The sequence below is a fragment of the Maribacter chungangensis genome (assembly GCF_042676845.1).
Lineage (GTDB): Bacteria > Bacteroidota > Bacteroidia > Flavobacteriales > Flavobacteriaceae > Maribacter > Maribacter chungangensis.
In genome coordinates this window covers 546,443-563,620 of the sequence record NZ_JBHTHY010000006.1, presented here as the reverse complement: position 1 = coordinate 563,620, position 17,178 = coordinate 546,443, and the positions used below count along the sequence as shown (strand labels likewise).

Below are 17,178 nucleotides of genomic sequence, written 5' to 3'. Positions count from 1 at the left end.
GACATTTCGCTTTCAAAAGCAGCCATAATAAAATTGGGTGATACTTTAGACGAAAGTTATGCCGATATCTTTTGGGTTGATGCTCAGATTATTGAAACGCTTAGACCTAAAACTGACTAGGATTCCTTCACAACGGTTAACCTAATAATAGTTTATTGATATTTGTTTTATACAGTTTACCAATAGGCACAATATGATCTCCAATATGAATTCTATTGCCTTCTACACTACGTATATACTTTTTTGCAACTGCAAAAGACTTATGAACTTGAAGAAAATCATTGTCTGAAAATAATTGTATCGTATCCGATATTTTTTCTCGAATGCTGATGATGCCATCAGTAGTAATAACTTTGGTATAGTTGCCAGAAGCTTCAATAAATAGTATGGAATCTATAGCTACCTGAACATGACTATTATTTTGCTTTAAAAAAATATGCTTTCCTTCAGGCTTTATATTCTGTTGTCTTCCCATACTTATTGTACTAATGGCTGAAGACGTCACTTTATTAATAGCACTCAAAAAACGTTCTAAACTAAAAGGTTTTAACAAGTAATCTACAACGTTTAATTCGTAGCCTTCAATTGCGAATTCACTGTAGGCGGTCGTGACAATAACTTTAGGAGGTGATGATAAGGTTCTTAAAAATTCAAATCCTTTTAATTTGGGCATATTTATATCTAAAAAGATTAAGTCAACTTGATGTGTATTCAAATACTCAAGGGCTTCCAAAGAGCTATAACAGTTTTTCTGCAACTTCATATGCGGAAGCATTTCACAATATTCCATGATAATCTTGTGGGCTATATGTTCATCATCTATGATTAGATACCTCATTATTTTAATTTTAGAGATAGTTTAACTTTATAACTATTGGCGGTAACGTCAAAAGAAAGAGCATGCTTATTGGAGTAAACTAGCTCTAATCTTCTCTTTAAGTTTTTTAAACCAATACCTTCTGTATTGGGTGCTTGTTGTAATTCAAAATTATTTTCAATTATGAAATTTACCTTATTATCCTTTTCAGTTAAGTTAATATGGATATACGCGTCTTTTTCTAAATTTTCCAAGCCATGCTTAAAAGCATTCTCTACTAGAATAATAAATAGTAAAGGCATAATTTTAGCTTGCGGATGCTCAATTTCAGAATTCAATTGAACATCAGACTTTTTATGATAGCGTATTCCTTGAAGTTCAATATAGTTTTTTAAATAATCTAATTCTTGTTTGAGGCTAACCCAATCTTTTTGGCCCTCATAAATACTATATCGCATCATATCAGAAAGTTTAAGTACCATTTCCCTTTCCTTAGAATCTTTTTCCATTAATCCATACAAATTGTTGAGTGTATTGAAGAAGAAATGTGGGTTTACCTGACTTTTTAAATGCAGTAGTTCTGTTTTTTCTTTTTCATTCTTTAATCTAATAATTGATTTGATCTGTTTAAAAACCCAGTGGGCAATGGTGATAAATAAAAGAGTAAAGTACAGGACAATAAACTCTACAAATCCTTCCAACTTGCCAAAAGTGTCATTAAATAATACAATGACCAATCCTATAATTACAAGGGATATTTTATAAACACTGTTTATAATTTTCTTTTTCCCATCTGATATTTTCAACTTCATAGGTCAAGATTAATTAAATAAAATTCCTCCTACAAATTAGTTGACAAACAATAGATACAGAGGAATAAACACCTGCTTAGCAGGGATAAAGTACGTTTGCACCAGTCTTAAGGTCTTGTATCACGCCTAAAATGAGATGTGTCACTTTTTGTTTTTTACAATTAAGGCCCACCATAAGTTTGCCTCAATCAATCAAAAAACGAACAGTATGGAACTTAGAATTGACAATCTATCAAAAACGTATTCAAACGGGATTAAAGCTTTACAAAACATTTCACTAGATATACCAACAGGCATGTTTGGTCTATTAGGCCCAAATGGTGCAGGCAAGTCTACGTTAATGCGAACTATTGCAACACTGCAAGAAGCCGATGCTGGTTCCATTGACCTTGGAGACATCGATGTCTTAAAACAAAAAAATGAATTGCGGCAGGTATTAGGTTATTTGCCACAACAATTTGGTTTGTACCCAAAAATATCTGCCGAGGTATTACTTAATCATTTCGCAGTGCTTAAAGGCATCACTAATAAAAACGAACGTAAAGAATTGGTGAAGGCACTGTTATATAAAACCAATTTATATGAGGTGCGACAACAAAATCTTAAAGGATTTTCTGGTGGGATGAAGCAACGTTTTGGTATTGCACAAGCGTTGCTTAACAATCCGAAGTTACTTATTGTAGATGAACCAACAGCAGGATTGGATCCTGTAGAACGCAATCGATTTTACAATGTTTTAAGCGAGCTTGGGGAACATACTGTGGTTATTTTATCCACACACATTGTTGACGATGTCAAAGAACTCTGCACAAATATGGCCATTATTAACCAAGGTCAAGTATGCTTAAAAGGGCAGCCGTTACAAATACTGGAAGGCCTAAAAGATAAAGTCTATAAAAAAACAATCGAAAAATCAGAATTGAACCTATATAAAGAAAATTATCAGGTCATCAGTGAACGATTATTTCTTGGAAAACCAACCATTCATATCGTAAGTGATACGAATCCAGGAGACGGCTTTTCGCTTATTAATGCCGAATTAGAGGATGTCTATTTTTCGGAAATATTCAATAATACTAAACTTAAATCTAATTAGTTATGTGGTATACTATTTTTAAGTTCGAAATACAATACCGTATTAAACGACCGGACACCTATGTATTCTTCCTTTTTCTATTTCTATTTTCAATTGTTGGTGTTGACTTTATTTTTCAAGGTTCAGAAATGGGTCTTATGAAAAAAAACTCACCCATAGTGATTGCAAAAACAATGGGAGCTATTACAGGTATATTTATGATATTAGCCTCAATGATAATGGGCGTTTCTGTACTAAGAGATTTTGAATACAATATAGAATCATTGCTATTTTCTGCACCAATCAACAAAAGAGATTATTTACTAGGTCGATTTTTAGGATCGTTTGCAGTTTTGCTATTTGCATTTACAGGTATTTTATTTGGCATGATGCTAAGCGAATTTATGCCATGGCATAATCCAGAAGATCTATTAGGGTTTAATGCCTTTGTTTATATAAAGATATTTTTAATGGTATCGTTACCAACGTTGTTTTTTGGAGCTTCGTTGTTTTTTGTAACAGGTGCTTTAAGCAGAAACTTAGTAGTCGTATATACCCAAGGTATTATTTTATTTGTGATTTTTATGCTAACCAAAGCTATCACTAATGAATTTTGGCAAGCCATTCTAGATCCATTTTCGCTAACAACAACCACTTTTGCTACAAAGTCTTGGTCAGCTTTAGAAAAAAGTATCCAAGAGCTACCCTTTATTGGAGCCATACTTTATAACAAACTGTTTTGGGTTTCTCTAGGAATACTTGCTTTGATCTATGGTTATAAAAAATTCAATTTTAATATCATTAAAGAAAAGCGATCAAAGCGAAAGCAAGTTGAAAAATTAGTTGCTAAAAGCACTAGTGTTGTTAGTGATATAGAAATTCCTGAAGCTACAAAGCAATATGGATTACTTTCAAAATGGAATCAATTAAAACAATTTTCTTGGTTTTACTTTATCAGTATTTGCAAGCAAGCATCATTTTGGGGAATTGTTATTTGTGGGATGATTATCATTCTCATTAATTCCGTAAATCTTGGAACTGTGTATGGTGTGGATAGCTATCCAGCAACCTATTTTATTGTTGAAGAACTCAAAGAAACATCTATTTATTTCTTCATAATAATTTTAGTGTTTTATTCAGGTGAATTGGTATGGAAAGAGCGAGGTGCTAAGTTAGATTTAATCTATGACGCAACACCAATGTCTAGTTTTATAAAACTAATGGGTAAATACATTGGATTAAACGTAGTGTATGTAGTATTAATGCTCGCATTAATTGGTTCAGGAATTCTATTTCAAACATTAAGTGGGTATTACAAATATGAATTCCAAGTCTATTTTTATGGTTTCTTCTTAGAGATTTTACCGTTTTTAGCACTGTATACATGCATTGCATTTTTTATTCAATCTGTGGTAAACCATAAGTTTGTAGGCATAATGTTGGTGATTTTATTTTTTATAGCCAATGTTGCTTTAGGTTTATTCGGGTTTGATCACGAATTATATTTTTTCGGAGGCAGTGCTTTAGGAACGTATTCTGATATGAATGGTTATGGTCATTTTTTAAAACCCTATCTGTTCATTAAATCGTATTGGTTTCTCTTCGGAATACTATTACTAATTATTGGGTCTTTGGTAAATGTAAGAGGTACTGAAACCAATTTGATGCAACGCATAAGAGCTAGCAAAAACAGATTGAGCAAGCCGCTTTTTAAAGTTGCTTCTATGGTCTTTTTAGTATTTATACTCATGGGAAGTTTAATCTTTTACAATACGAATATTTTAAACACCTATTGGACCAATACTAAAGCAACTGAATTTAGAGTAGCTTATGAAAAGGAACTCAAACAGTTTGAATATATACCACAGCCCAAAATAGTAGATGTGAATTTAAAAGTGGAATTGTATCCTTCATTAAGAGATTATACTGCGGAAGGGTATTATATATTAAAAAACACCAATGCGCAACCCATTCATGAGATTCATATTCAGAAACTAATTGAAGAGAATATCACATTAGATGCTGTCACTTTTGATGGAGGCGCAACAGAAAATAATACATACGCTACCTACGATTATACCATCCATCAGTTGCATAGCCCTTTGAATCCTGGAGATTCAATTAAAATGAACTTTAAGCAATCATTCACTACGAATGGATTTGAAGCAGGTAATTCAAATGCTAATATTGTTGAAAATGGAACATTCTTTAACAATAAAGACTTTCCAACATTAGGTTACAACAGAAAATATGAGCTAAGTGATAGGGATGAACGTTCAGAATATAATTTGCCTGAAAGAACGAATAGAGCTCATAGAAATGACCCTAAAGAATTAGTTAATGCAAGATCTGGTAGTGATTCTGACGGTATTCATTTTGAAATGGTCATTGGAACAGAAATTGATCAAACAGCATTGGTTCCTGGGAATTTATTGAAGGAATGGACAGAAAATAATCGTAATTATTTTCATTATAAAATGGAAATTCCAATGATTGATTTTTACTCAATTGTTTCAGCAAGGTATGACATAAAAAAAGACAAATGGATTTCAAAATCTGATTCAATTTCAAAACAAGTAGATCTGGAAATTTACTATCATAAAGGTCATGAGTATAACATAGATAGGATGATGAAGTCTATGAAAGCTTCTTTGGATTACTATAGCACAAATTTCAGTCCGTATCAATATGAACAGTTACGTATCATGGAGTTTCCGCGTTATGCGCAATTTGCACAATCATTTCCGGGCACTGTTCCATTCTCAGAGTCTATAGGTTTTGTATTGGATATTGATGATGAAACCGATGTTGATATGGCATTTTATGTGACCGCACACGAAATTGCCCACCAATGGTTTGCTATGCAAGTGGAAGCGGCAAATGTAAAAGGGCAATACTTTATTTTGGAAACACTTTCTCAATATGCAGCCATGATGGTTTTAAAAGCGCACTATCCAAAAGAAAAGGTTCATCAATTTTTAGAGTTGCAATTAGAGAAATACGAAGAAGGCAAACTCAGAGAATCTGGAGCAGAACCAACGCTAGCATTAGTAGATAATCAAGACTATATTTATTATGCTAAAGGTGCCATTAACATGTATCAATTTCAAAAGGCAATAGGCGAGGAGCAGGTCAATAAAGCTTTAAGACGCTTTTTGGAAAATTGGAATACCACTAACGGTAAGCTTAAAATGAAAACCAATCGCTATGCCACCAGTCAAGACTTGTTAGGCTATTTTAGAGCGGTTACACCAGATTCGTTACAGCATATACTAGTTGATCAATTTGAAAGTGTTAAGCCTGTAGAATTGTAATTTCTTGGCTTATGGCACTTTACCAGGTTGCGAAATTAAGTTTGAACATCTTATAAAAATTATAGTTTATTACGAGGGCCATGAATACCAAACTAAATAACTAACAATGAATATGCTGCAGCGGAAAGTCAGATAAGTATTATTTTAAAAAAAGTAATGACCCGAGTAAACACTAATTATAGGCCCTGGCCCAATAGCTATAGGGGGAGGGGAGGGTAATAGGTATGGGAGAAAAATTTATTTCGAATTACGTTTAAACCTTCAATCGTGCGTCTATGTATTTTTCCTTTCCGAATTTAAAATCAATGTGTTTCTTTGTATATGAATGAATATCAGTACAAAAACACTCAAAAGTAATAGAACAAACGCCCTTTATTGGAAGTGCCAATTACTAGGATGGTGTACTGTTTCTGTTTATTGGGCATACACGGTATACACAAGAGATGACTATGGGGTGTTTTACACTTTCTGTAATTATGTTTTAGATGTTGCCATTGGAATTTTCCTGACCCACATGTACAGAACATATGCTTTAAAGGCAAATTGGAGTCAATTACCCATTAAAAAGCTGCTTGTTCGTGTAATTCCCAGTATACTTTTATTGGCTTTTTTATATGTGCTTTTAAACAATTTGAAGTGGTATGGCTATTGGACCTTGATAGCGGAAGAAGATAAGAATATATGGGTATCGCTTCTTTATTGGGATCCCATATTACTTACCGGTTTACGGTTAATGTCTATCTGGATTTTAGCGTATCATCTGTATCATTATTATCAAAAAGAAGTTGTAACGGCAAGAGAATATGCTCAACTTTCCTTAGTGGCGAAACAAGCACAATTAGATAATTTATCGGCTCAACTAAACCCACATTTTTTATTTAATTCCTTGAATTCCATAAAGTCCTTAATTGTTGAGAACCCTAATGTAGCCAGACGTGGGATAGACTTATTGTCCGACTTATTACGTTCCTCTTTATATGAAAAAGATAAAGACTTAATTTCAGTAAAAAACGAATTAGCTTTAGTAAATGATTACATAGAGTTGGAAAAACTTCGTTTTGAAGAACGATTGGAAATAGACATCACTCTTGATAAGACGTTAGCCCATTTTAAAATTCCAACCTTGAGCATCCAATTATTGATAGAAAATGCCATTAAACACGGAATTGACAAAGTTATTGAAGGTGGGTTAATAACTTTGAAAATTGATAAGAACGGAGATCAAGTCTATATACAAGTTCAAAATCCAGGAAAATTAAATGATACTAAATCTGCAAATGGTTTAGGTTTAATGAACTTAAAGAAGCGCTTGGAGCTTCAATATAATAAAGAGGCTTCTTTTACTTTAGAAGAAATAGCTAATAATATAGTACAAGCGACTATACTAGTACCCTACAGAGCAGATGAAAACATATAAAGCGGTTATTATCGATGATGAACGTTTAGCGCGAGAAGAGGTAAAACGTGCTTTAAAAAAATATCCGGAATTTATCGTGGTTGGAGAGGCAAACAATGTGGATGCGGCTATAAAATTAGTAGCGGACGAAGATCCAGACCTATTGTTTTTGGACATACACATGCCTGAAAAGTCAGGATTTGATTTATTAGAAGAATTAACCACCGTTCCAGAAGTTGTTTTTACAACTGCGTATGACCAATACGCTGTAAAAGCTTTCGAATTAAACGCATTGGACTATTTGGTTAAACCTTTACGGGAAGAACGCTTTGCAAAAACCATAGAAAAAGTAAAACAGGAGTTGGCAGAGAAGGCAAAGGTGTCACAAGATGTTTTGCCCATGCATAAAAAGATTTTTATTAAAGACGGCGAAAAATGTTATTTCATTCCAATTTCTGATATCTACTATATTGAATCGATGGATAATTATGCGCGCCTATACTTTGGTGGTAAAAAGGCTATGATCAAACGTTCATTAAATCTACTTGAAAAAAAGTTAGATACCACCGTGTTTTTTAGAGCCAATAGGAGTCAAATTATCAACACACATTTTATTAAAGAAATTCACCCGCATTTTAATAATAAGCTACACATCATCTTGATTTCTGGTGAAAAGATTGAAGTTTCAAGCCGACAGTCTGTTAAGTTTAAAAACTGGAATAGCTTATAATTGATTGGTTTGTAAATTAATTTTACGCTTATTTTCTTTTATTCACGTTCCTGTACTTTCCCTTTACACATGTATATATTCATCATTTCTTTGCTTCAGAAATAAAATTTTAATTAAAAAAATAGAACGATGTGTAACTTCAAAAATAATTATCACCTACCTGTAATTCTAATTGTTTTGATCATTATGGGACTATATTCATGCACCAATGACACCTTAAAAATCGCTGCGCAACCTACTTTATCCGATTATTCCGTTGGAGAAAAATGGATCTGGAAGTATAAAGGTGTTACTACCGAAGGCGAGGTACGTTCAGAGGGAGAAGATACAAGAGAAGTAGTTATTGCAGATGGTGTTTTGGGGATGACAATGGGTAATGATACGATTCCAATAACAGACATTGTAAAACCGGAAGAAAGCGAAACGCCAAGATATGACTGGCCTTTGGAAGTGGGTAAAAAGTGGAAATATGAAAAAAATTGGACAAGTCAAGATGGTACCACAGGAAAGCAAAGTCAAGATGTAGAGGTTTTATCCTTTAAGGAAGAAACAGTAGAAGCAGGAACATTCATGGCCTATACGATTCAATACAAAGGTGTAATTACAAATTCGAGAGGGTATAATGCCAAAACGGATGAAGTGTGGTTGTATGCTCCGGCTATAAAAAATTTCATAAAACTTATCCAAACCCAAGATGATTTTTTATACGAAGAGGAGTTAAAACTGTATTCAAACTAAAATGAAAATTGAGCATTTTTCAATTGCACTTTTAAAAAGGAAACCATGAAAAGAATATTGCTGATATTATTTCTAATTCATCTTACTTCTTTTGGACAAGGATTTGAATTTAAAACGGTACCAAAGTCCAATGCTAAGGCGCTTGCCAATCAAATGCAAGCTTTGGCTGTATCCTATCCGCTAAAAGAATTGGCAGGATTGGACTTAATCAAGGTTCAAATCGTAAGTGAAAAATATGACGATGCCATAGCAACTATCGAGAAAGAAACTAAGGACAAGCCAAAAACGGAACAGATCTATTTAGATTTATATCACCAGTATGCCAAAGCAAAACTCACACCTAACTTTCAAGTGGCCTTTAGAGAATTATATAAATCCTATGTGACAAAGGCCGATGATTTTCAGGCACTGAATTTAGATGACACATTAATTGCGAGAGATGGTACGGACTATTTTATTGCTGATTTTGAACGTACTTATGAAAATTTAACTACTGAAACGATTTCGAATGATACTGCACAAAATTTAATCCACAAATATTTCTTGAAAATGGTTTATGAATCCACAAGAGATCTGTTTTTTGAAGCAATAAAACAAGACCATAAACGCAGATATCGTATAAATGACAGTATAATAGTGCCCATGAAAGATGGGGCAGAGGTTTCCGTAGTAGTGGTTGAAAGAAAAGAATCTGTTAAAGCGAAGAAACCGGCCATCTTAATTGCTTCTATTTATGCAGGTACCAATGAGACTGGGGCAATGTTATCCGCCTCAAAAGGCTATGTTGGAGTAATCGCCAATACAAGGGGGAAACGATTAAGCAAAGGAGCGGTAAAGCCTCTAGAACATGAAAATACAGATGTTTATGAAGTGATTGATTGGATTAGCAAGCAGCCTTGGTCCAATCAAAAAGTAGGAATGTACGGTGGTAGTTATAACGGATTTACCCAATGGGCATCCATGAAATATAAAGTGCATCCAGCTTTAAAAACCATTGTTCCCATGGTAGCCATTGCACCAGGAATTGATTACCCAATGGAAAATAATATACTACATAATTATTCCTATTCTTGGAATTTTTATGTAACCAATACTAAGTTTTTGGATTTTAAAGCCTCCCAAGATTTTACTCGATGGAATACCTTAAAAAATACGTGGTATACCTCTGGAGTTGCCTTTAATAGATTAGATAGCTTGGATGGACACGTAAATAGATTATGGAATACCTATATGCAGCATCCTAGTTATGATGCTTATTGGAAGAAAATGATTCCTTATAAACAAGAATTTTCAAAAATCAACATTCCAATTTTGACCATAACAGGCTATTATGACGATTCTCAAAGAGGAGCCCTATATTATTATGACCAGCATACTAAGTATGTAAAAAATCCAAATCACTATGTATTGGTTGGACCTTACGATCATTGGACGGCACAAACCCAACCTCAGGAGTTCTTAAGGAATTACAAATTAGATAAAACCGCCTTAATTGACATTAGATATGACTTGGTTTATCAATGGTTCGATTACATCTTAAAAGGTAAAGAAAAACCAAGTATTCTAAAGGATAAAGTGAATTTTCAGGTAATGGGAACCAATACATGGATGCACAAACCGAGTTTAAGTGCCATGACCAACGATACCTTGACTTTTCATTTAAGTGATGCTAAATCGGATGAATTTTATGCGCTTAAATCGAAATCGAATGCTTCCAAAATTAACTTAACCGTTGATTTTAAAGATAGAGAAAGCATGAATAACACAGGGTATTATCCTTGGCCTTTAGAAAAAGAAAACATCAATATAAAGGATGGATTGCTTTTTAAATCGGAACCCTTAGAGGAGGATGTGATTATAAATGGATCCTTCCTCGGAAATCTTGAATTTACTATCAATAAAAAAGATGTGGATTATTCCGTTATCCTATATCACTTAACGCCAGAAGGGAACTACTTTCATTTAAGCTATTATATTGGTAGAGCGAGTTATGCTACAGATCGAGAACAAAGAAATTTATTGACACCGAATCAAAAAACGCAAGTGTCTTTCGACAATTCTAAACTAATCAGTAAAAAGCTACAAAAAGGAAGTAGGATGGTAGCTGTGGTCAATGTGAATAAAAACAATAATGCACAACTTAATTATGGAACGGGGAAGGATGTGAATGAAGAAAATATTAAAGATGCAGAAGTCCCGTTAAAAATTATATTTTCAGGTAATAGTAGTATTTCCTTACCGGTTTGGTATTCCCTAAAGGAATAACCAAATTCTTATTAGTATATCATTGGCAAAAAAGGCCTATTCGATTCTCCTTTTGGCTATTTTTTTCCGTGGACAGGGGCTGCAGGGTTGCACCTATTGATCAAAGCAAAAGTAACGATGCGGTGAGTCCCATTGTAAAGATATTTGAGAAAACGAGCCCCATAGGCTAATTTAATGGATTTGGTATCATCTCACAAATAGTTATGGAATAGAGTGAAGTCCATGACCTTTACTTCCTGTTTTTCGGTATCTAGGTTTAAGGCCCTGAAAAAGTTATTTTGAAAAGGGGTATCATTGATATACATAGAAGTAAATATGGAATCCAAATTGGTTACTTGTTTCTATGGCATTTCAAGCTTTAGAAGTATTTGCAAGGTTCTCCCATATATCGTTAAATAAACTATATGGTTTTTGTAAATTTAGCTTTGAATAATGCCTGTAATCGATAAGAAATCAATAGCTGTCTTGCCATTTGTTAATTTGAGTAATGATATTAACAATGAATATTTCTGCGATGGCTTAACCGAAGAAATAATTAACGCCTTAGCATCTATAAAGGTATTATTAGTGACCTCTCGTACTTCTTCCTTCTATTTTAAAAACAAAAAAGCAACCTCTAAAGAAATAAGGGAAAAACTAAAGGTAGCTACATTTATAGAAGGCAGTGTAAGGACATCCAAAAATAAAATGCGCATTACTGTGCAAATGATAGATGCTTTGGATGACTTTCATTTCTGGTCAGAAACTTTTGATAGAAATCCTGAAAATATTTTTGAAATTCAAGATGAAATTAGTCTGTTTATCGCTGAAAAATTACGCGAACACATAGGGCATCTCGAAATCGAAGATAAGCTAGTAGAAGCTATTGATGTACCTGTAGCTATTTATAGAGAATATTTGAAAGGAAGGTACTACATCATGAAACTAGATTATAAAAACTCTATAAAGGGTATCAATATCTTAAAAGAAGTAATACATAAATCACCCAATTTTTCAAATCCCTATTTAGATATAAATCTAGCCTATGTTAATATGGGAACTATGGGGCTTTTGCCCGCATTTGAAGCATACGAGAAGGCCCAACCTTATTTGTTAAAGGCATTAGAGCTAGACCCAAACTCATCAAGGTCACAATTGAATTTGGCTTGGATAGAATGCTGGCAAAACTGGAATCTTAAGAAAGCTTACGAACATGCCAATAAGGCTTTGGAGATGCAACAAGCAGACGATATTTACTTAACCATTTCTAATTTTTTGACCGTAGAAGGAAAATTAGATGCGGCAAGTAATTATCTTGACAAAGCCTTACAGTTAGATCCTTATGCCGCTATAAATCATCATTACAAGGGTTTTTTATACTACTTGAAGGAAGATTATAAAACTGCGATACCTTATCTAAAAAAGGCATTAGATTTAGACCCTAAGTTACCCTTTCCACCAATTTATATAGGGATTTGTTTATTGATGTCAGGCAAACCAAATGAAGCTTTGACATATTTCGGTTCACTTGAAGGAGTTTCTGTGAAAGACCTCACCAAATTAGGAGGTGAAACCATGTGCTATGCAAAACTCAATGAAACGGAAAAGTGTAATGATGGATTAAAAGAATTAGAGACGTATTTAAATACTGATCTTGTAGATAAGGCATTTACGTTTTTGATATTAGTAAATGCCTTGTTAGGTAATAACGAAAAGGTAATTGATTTAATAACTCAAGCATACAATAATCGTTTGCCCGTAATTTTATTACTTAATCCATCACCAATTCTTAAACCTGTTAAAAATCACAAAAGGTTTAAAGACATCATGCTAAAAGCCATTCCAGATAATTTAAATTATAAACAGAAAAAGAAGTATAAACAGGCTTTACTAGATTCCAACGAAATCAAAAAGTACTGCAAGGAACTAGAGCAAATAATGATAGACTACAAACTGTATTTAAATCCAGACCTATCCTTAAAAGATTTAGCTTCTTACTTGGAACTTCCTGCCAATTATGTCTCGCAATTATTAAACTTGGGGTTTCAAAAAAACTTCTCTGAGTATATCAATACCTTTAGGGTTAACGAATTTAAAGAGCGCGTTCTTCTAGAAGAAAACAAAGGATTAACCATAATGGCTGTGGCATACGATAGTGGTTTTAATTCTAAAACCGTATTTAATACGTTTTTTAAAAAAATAGAAGGCACAACACCAAACACTTACCTAAAAAGTGTCCAAAAAAAGTAGTCTTATATTTCTTACTTTACTTTTATAAGCTCTCTATCGATATAATTTTAGTTAGTTTTTTAAAATAGTATATATTTGAAAAACAATGCCTTACGGATATTTTATAAAATTAAAACCACATTTTTTGTGATTTTTTAGACACTTCATAAACTAATAGAGTGTAATAATCTTTAAATGCATTCAAAAAAGAAATTCATTCAGGATATAAAAGAAAACGAAGGTATTATTTATAAAACTTCTAGAATTTATTCAAATAATACTGAAGATCAAAAGGACCTATACCAAGAAATTGTGTATCAACTCTGGAAATCTTACGATTCTTTTAAAGAGCATTCTAAAATAAGTACTTGGATGTATCGTATTGCACTAAATACCGCAATCAACAATTTGAAAAAAGAAAAAAGAAAAGGAACTCGAATATCCATTGACGATTTTCTTTTAAATAAAATAGACCATGTTGACACGGTTATGGAAGAACGGGTAACACTGTTATATGCGCATATAAAAAAACTCAGCATTGTAGAAAGAGGAATTATACTACTTTATTTGGAAGGTAAAAACTATGATGAAATTGCTACAATAACTGGTTTTACAAATACCAATATTGGTACACGTTTAGGTAGGATTAAAAGCAAATTAAAATCTCAAATTAAGAAATAATAGAATAATGGAACTAGAAGAAATGAAATCCCAATGGGTAGATATGAGTCACAAAGTTGACCAACAAAAAATATTGACAGATCAATTGATTATAGATTTAACCAAGGAACGTTTTAATACTAAAATGCGGGCTATATCTGTCCCAGAATCAATATCAGCACTCATGTGTTTTGCTGCTGTACTGTTTATTATTAGCAATTTTAATTCATTAGATGTATGGTACTTAAAGCTTTCAGGTGTATTTGCAATTATTGCTTGTTTGGTACTACCTGTGCTGTCTTTAAAATCAATTCAAAAAATGAAGTCTGTGCATATATCTAAAAGCACTTTTAAAGAAACTGTAGAAGCATATGCAAAAGGTAAATCAAAGTTTATGCAAATTCAAAAAATAAGTTTTTACACCAGCTTTTTAGTACTGGTAGCTTTGGTTATTGTATTTGGTAAAATCATAAAAGATATCGATGTATTTACAATGACAGAAAAGCTAAATTGGTTAGTCCCTTCTGGTATTGGGGTCTTGTTTATATTCTCACAATGGGTACTAAAAAAATACAAGAAGGCAACAGAGTCAGCAAATACCATATTGCAGGAACTAGAAGACTAGCCCTATCATAATCTAATAATCATAACTAGGTAACGTATTTATTTTAATTCTGAATGTTATTCGGATAGGAAAAATACGTTCAAATTCTAACACATTTAAACTTCATAAAATGAAAAAAATACACATCACATGCGCTATACTTATGTACTCGGTTTTGAGTTTTTCTCAAGACATTACAGGCATATGGAACGGAACAGCAAAATTAGGAGAAGACAAAGAAATCAGTTTTATTTTTAATATTAAAAACATTGAAAATGAATATGTTACGGAGTTTTCAATACCCAAGCAACGTGTTACTGCTCTAAAACCTCAAAAAACGACTTTTGAAAATGGTGTATTACTTATAGATGGTGCAAACTTAGGTGTAAAGTACGAAGGTAAATTCAATCAAACATTAAAACAGTTTGAAGGCACATTTACCGAAGGTGTGAATCAACTTCCTTTAAACTTGAAAAAAGGAAAGCTAAAATTGGAAGCTAAAAATAATAGACCTCAAGAACCTGTTAAACCGTATCCCTATAATGAAGAAGAAGTAGTTTTTGAGAATAAGGAAGCTAATGTATCACTTGTTGGAACATTAACCATACCTAAAAAATCTGGAAAATCTCCAGCTGTTATTTTAATAAGTGGTAGTGGTCCACAAGATAGAGACGAAACATTTGCAAATCACAAACCTTTTTGGATAATTGCAGATCATTTAACTCGCCAAGGTATTGCAGTTTTGCGTTTTGATGATCGTGGTGTAGGAAAATCGACAGGTAATTTTAGTAATGCTACTACAAAAGATTTTTCAACAGATGTAGTAAGTGCTGTAAAGTATCTAAAATCAAGAGCAGATATTGATGCTAATGATATCGGATTAATAGGTCATAGCGAAGGTGGTATTATTGCTCCTTTAGCAGCAAATCAAACAAAAGGCGTGTCTTTTATGGTTTTATTGGCTTCTACAGGAATTCCTGGGAGTGAAATATCATTAATGCAGTCTATATCAATGAGGCCTTTTCCTGTACCAAATGAAGCAGAATATGAACGAGCCATTAGAAAAGCAATTAAAATTGCGTCTTCAGACAACGAATTATCAATAATTAAAAAAGAATTGACAAATCATTACAACAAAACGATTGCTCCTATATTAGAACCATTAGTTGGTAATGATGCCAAAGTGAATGAAATTATTGAAGGTTTAATCGAAACAAGAACTACACCTTGGGTTCGCTATTTTTATAATTACAATCCTGCTACTGAAATCGAAAAATTAAAAATTCCTGTATTGTCCTTAAATGGTAGTAAAGATACCCAAGTAAAAGCCAAAATAAATCAAAATGGAATACGTCAAGCTTTGATTAAAGGAGGTAATCAAGATTATAAAATCATAGAATTAGAAAACTTAAACCACTTTTTTCAAGAGTGTGAAACTGGAAAGATGGACGAATATCAAAAGATAGAGCAAACGTTTTCCCCAATAGCATTAAAAGAAATTTCGAGTTGGATATTAGAGCATGTAAATTAATTCGTTCGGATTCATAAAACAGAATGGTTTAAGAATGGCTTAAACTTAGTTTTGTCTAATAATAAATTTTAAATCATGAGAAAATATATAACTGTAGTTCTGTTATTGTTTACAATGATAACTTTTGCACAGTCTGCTTCCAAAAATCAAAAGAATGTGCTCATAATTGTAAGTAGTTACGGTAAAGATAATGGTAAAACACGACCAGGATTTGAGTTTGAAGAGTTTGTAGATGCCTACAATATTTTTACTTCAAATAATAGTAAGGTTACCGTGGCTAGTCCTAAAGGTGGTAGTGTTGTGGCAGATAAATTTGACGCAACCAAAGAAAAAAATAATGCTTTTTTTACAAATAAGAATACAGCTTCCATACTTTCACAAACAGTAGCCACTTCACAGGTAGACGCAGATGACTATGATGCTATCTATATTATTGGTGGTAAGGGTGCAATGTTCGATGTTCCATATGACCCTTCATTACAAGATATAATACTAAATCTATACAATCGAAAAGGTACAGTTTTGGCTTCTGTTTGTCATGGTACTTCTGCCTTTATTAATGTGAAACACCAAAACAATTATATTTTAGATAATGAAAGGATTACAGGATTTTCTAATGAGGAAGAAAAAATTTTTAAGAGTAAATGGATAGATGAATTCCCATTTTTATTGGAAGATGCCGTAAAGTCTAGAGGTGCAAAATATCAAAAAAGTAGTTTTATGCTAGAAAACGTGGTCATTTCTGGCAAGTTTATAACAGGGCAGAATCCAGCTTCCACAAAAGTTTCGGCGGAAGCTGTGGTGAATGCTTTAGGAGTGAAGCCTGTGCAAAGAGCTAAGGATAGTAAAGAGAAGTTAGAAAAAGGGATGCGTTTAATCACTTTTGGTAAACCTTATTTTTTCAATGAAAACTTTCAGTTATTAGTAGCAAAAACACAGCTGAATCTTCAAAACACAGAACAAGCAAAAAAAAACACTTGAAGAGCTAATTGAAAAAAATCTTTTAAAAGAGGAAGCTACAACGTTAC

General features: G+C 32.9%; 13 protein-coding genes. 11 read left to right on the top strand and 2 right to left on the bottom strand.

The window, feature by feature from the left end; genetic code table 11:
- Positions 1-136: 136 nt before the first annotated feature.
- Both ACFQZJ_RS10555 and ACFQZJ_RS10550 read right to left on the bottom strand, forming a co-directional pair.
- The gene (locus ACFQZJ_RS10555; protein ID WP_316934155.1) at positions 137-838 is read right to left on the bottom strand and encodes a LytR/AlgR family response regulator transcription factor; all 702 of its coding nucleotides are present in this window, start codon (positions 836-838) and stop codon (positions 137-139) included.
- On the bottom strand, positions 838-1,629 hold the full coding sequence (locus ACFQZJ_RS10550) for a sensor histidine kinase (protein WP_054557950.1): 792 nt from the start codon (positions 1,627-1,629) through the stop codon (positions 838-840). Before ACFQZJ_RS10550 ends, ACFQZJ_RS10555 begins: the two co-directional genes overlap by 1 nt.
- 208 nt (positions 1,630-1,837) lie before the next feature.
- Here ACFQZJ_RS10550 and ACFQZJ_RS10545 point away from each other — a divergent pair, with 208 nt between their 5' ends.
- The 11 genes from ACFQZJ_RS10545 (at position 1,838) to ACFQZJ_RS10495 (ending at position 17,131) form a co-directional block, all read left to right on the top strand.
- The gene (locus ACFQZJ_RS10545) at positions 1,838-2,725 is read left to right on the top strand and encodes an ABC transporter ATP-binding protein (RefSeq protein WP_054558035.1); all 888 of its coding nucleotides are present in this window, start codon (positions 1,838-1,840) and stop codon (positions 2,723-2,725) included.
- A gap of 137 nt (positions 2,726-2,862) precedes the next feature.
- Positions 2,863-6,018, top strand: a complete 3,156-nt coding sequence (locus ACFQZJ_RS10540; protein WP_245628211.1) for an ABC transporter permease/M1 family aminopeptidase — start codon at positions 2,863-2,865, stop codon at positions 6,016-6,018.
- 325 nt (positions 6,019-6,343) lie between these two features.
- The gene (locus ACFQZJ_RS10535) at positions 6,344-7,435 is read left to right on the top strand and encodes a sensor histidine kinase (RefSeq protein WP_054557948.1); all 1,092 of its coding nucleotides are present in this window, start codon (positions 6,344-6,346) and stop codon (positions 7,433-7,435) included.
- Entirely contained in the window at positions 7,422-8,144 is a 723-nt protein-coding gene (locus ACFQZJ_RS10530; RefSeq protein ID WP_054557947.1) for a LytR/AlgR family response regulator transcription factor, read from the top strand. Before ACFQZJ_RS10535 ends, ACFQZJ_RS10530 begins: the two co-directional genes overlap by 14 nt.
- Before the next feature lie 129 nt (positions 8,145-8,273).
- The gene (locus ACFQZJ_RS10525; protein ID WP_054557946.1) at positions 8,274-8,882 is read left to right on the top strand and encodes a hypothetical protein; all 609 of its coding nucleotides are present in this window, start codon (positions 8,274-8,276) and stop codon (positions 8,880-8,882) included.
- 45 nt (positions 8,883-8,927) lie between these two features.
- Positions 8,928-11,147 carry a CocE/NonD family hydrolase gene (locus ACFQZJ_RS10520; protein ID WP_206507180.1) on the top strand — a complete coding sequence of 740 codons (2,220 nt, stop codon included), beginning with the start codon at positions 8,928-8,930 and terminating at the stop codon, positions 11,145-11,147.
- Positions 11,148-11,579: 432 nt separating this feature from the next.
- Complete coding sequence (locus ACFQZJ_RS10515; RefSeq protein WP_054557945.1) at positions 11,580-13,376, top strand: helix-turn-helix domain-containing protein; 1,797 nt, start codon at positions 11,580-11,582, stop codon at positions 13,374-13,376.
- A gap of 174 nt (positions 13,377-13,550) precedes the next feature.
- Positions 13,551-14,036 (top strand): RNA polymerase sigma factor, encoded by a 486-nt coding sequence (locus ACFQZJ_RS10510; protein WP_054557944.1) that lies wholly within the window; start codon positions 13,551-13,553, stop codon positions 14,034-14,036.
- 7 nt (positions 14,037-14,043) lie between these two features.
- Positions 14,044-14,640 (top strand): hypothetical protein, encoded by a 597-nt coding sequence (locus ACFQZJ_RS10505; RefSeq protein ID WP_054557943.1) that lies wholly within the window; start codon positions 14,044-14,046, stop codon positions 14,638-14,640.
- 109 nt (positions 14,641-14,749) lie between these two features.
- A complete protein-coding gene (locus tag ACFQZJ_RS10500) occupies positions 14,750-16,150 on the top strand; it encodes an alpha/beta hydrolase family protein (RefSeq protein ID WP_054557942.1) in 1,401 nt (466 codons plus the stop codon).
- 75 nt (positions 16,151-16,225) lie between these two features.
- Positions 16,226-17,131, top strand: coding sequence for a type 1 glutamine amidotransferase domain-containing protein (locus ACFQZJ_RS10495; protein ID WP_054557941.1), 906 nt, complete (start codon positions 16,226-16,228; stop codon positions 17,129-17,131).
- Positions 17,132-17,178 lie beyond the last annotated feature (47 nt).

Excerpts from the sequence above, each read along its gene's own strand:
- ACFQZJ_RS10550 (WP_054557950.1), bottom strand. The coding sequence starts at position 1,629 with ATGAAGTTGAAAATATCAGATGGGAAAAAGAAAATTATAAACAGTGTT.
- ACFQZJ_RS10525 (WP_054557946.1), top strand. The coding sequence starts at position 8,274 with ATGTGTAACTTCAAAAATAATTATCACCTACCTGTAATTCTAATTGTT.
- ACFQZJ_RS10510 (WP_054557944.1), top strand. The coding sequence starts at position 13,551 with ATGCATTCAAAAAAGAAATTCATTCAGGATATAAAAGAAAACGAAGGT.
- ACFQZJ_RS10555 (WP_316934155.1), bottom strand. The coding sequence starts at position 838 with ATGAGGTATCTAATCATAGATGATGAACATATAGCCCACAAGATTATC.
- ACFQZJ_RS10500 (WP_054557942.1), top strand. The coding sequence starts at position 14,750 with ATGAAAAAAATACACATCACATGCGCTATACTTATGTACTCGGTTTTG.
- ACFQZJ_RS10520 (WP_206507180.1), top strand. The coding sequence starts at position 8,928 with ATGAAAAGAATATTGCTGATATTATTTCTAATTCATCTTACTTCTTTT.
- ACFQZJ_RS10535 (WP_054557948.1), top strand. The coding sequence starts at position 6,344 with ATGAATATCAGTACAAAAACACTCAAAAGTAATAGAACAAACGCCCTT.
- ACFQZJ_RS10495 (WP_054557941.1), top strand. The coding sequence starts at position 16,226 with ATGAGAAAATATATAACTGTAGTTCTGTTATTGTTTACAATGATAACT.
- ACFQZJ_RS10545 (WP_054558035.1), top strand. The coding sequence starts at position 1,838 with ATGGAACTTAGAATTGACAATCTATCAAAAACGTATTCAAACGGGATT.
- ACFQZJ_RS10530 (WP_054557947.1), top strand. The coding sequence starts at position 7,422 with ATGAAAACATATAAAGCGGTTATTATCGATGATGAACGTTTAGCGCGA.
- ACFQZJ_RS10515 (WP_054557945.1), top strand. The coding sequence starts at position 11,580 with ATGCCTGTAATCGATAAGAAATCAATAGCTGTCTTGCCATTTGTTAAT.
- ACFQZJ_RS10540 (WP_245628211.1), top strand. The coding sequence starts at position 2,863 with ATGAAAAAAAACTCACCCATAGTGATTGCAAAAACAATGGGAGCTATT.
- ACFQZJ_RS10505 (WP_054557943.1), top strand. The coding sequence starts at position 14,044 with ATGGAACTAGAAGAAATGAAATCCCAATGGGTAGATATGAGTCACAAA.